1 protein-coding gene is annotated in these 854 nt (G+C 35.5%); it reads left to right on the plus strand.

Features of this window, described 5'->3' with window-relative positions; genetic code table 11:
- Positions 1-89: 89 nt before the first annotated feature.
- Complete coding sequence (locus AAY47_RS19690; RefSeq protein WP_419177451.1) at positions 90-563, plus strand: beta-eliminating lyase-related protein; 474 nt, start codon at positions 90-92, stop codon at positions 561-563.
- Positions 564-854: the final 291 nt, after the last annotated feature.

The raw sequence follows: 854 nt of genomic DNA on the forward strand, positions 1-854 counted from the left end.
TGATGATTATCGTGCACAGGTTTTCTTTGGCTGAGGATTAATCAAAGTATGCTCGCGCCCTGGGGTTAGCTGGCCGTGATATAGAAGCCATGGCTATTGGTCTTCAAGAAGCATTGAGCGAAGATCATTTACGTAGCCGAATTTCTCAAGTTGAATATTTAGGAAGTAAATTATTAAAAGCGGGTATTCCAATTCAGACACCTGTAGGTGGACACGCTGTATTTGTAGATGCCCGTAAAATATTCCCAGATATAAAACCAGAAAACTTTCCTGCTCAAGTACTTTGTAATGCTCTTTATTTAGAAAGTGGTGTGAGAGCTACGGAGATTGGTTCATTGATGATGGGCAGAGACCCAATCAGTGGACAACAAGAACCTTCATTATTTGAATTAATGAGGTTAACTATTCCTCGTCGGACTTATACTAACAGCCATATTGATTATGTCGCAGATTCTTTAATTGATGTTGTTAAAAATGCTGACATTTTAAAACCTATTTATTTTAAATATGAACCTAAAATATTAAGGCAATTTACTGCTCACTTCAGGGAAATAGATAGATAATAAAGGGTTTAAAAATGCAGATTATAATGAACTCTATGTCAGAAAAGTCTAACAATACTACGCCATTATTATTTTCTAAATTTCATAGTATTGCTCTGGATATGAAAGAATACCTCAGGGAAAAACGAGAAGAACATAATAAGATTGGAACTTACTCTCAAGATTTACATAATCTATTCATGGAGCAAGGGTTTTACCTCTTACTACAACCTAAAAAATATGGGGGATTGGAGTTAATGAGATGGTCTTCCCCACCTTGTGAACCATACTCTTTATAGAGTATTTTTTCTG

It is taken from the genome of Xenorhabdus griffiniae, from assembly GCF_001028135.1.
GTDB classification, from domain to species: Bacteria; Pseudomonadota; Gammaproteobacteria; order Enterobacterales; family Enterobacteriaceae; genus Xenorhabdus; species Xenorhabdus bakwenae.

Bases quoted from the DNA above. Each gene is read 5' to 3' on its own strand.
- AAY47_RS19690 (WP_419177451.1), top strand. From the start codon at position 90: ATGGCTATTGGTCTTCAAGAAGCATTGAGCGAAGATCATTTACGTAGC.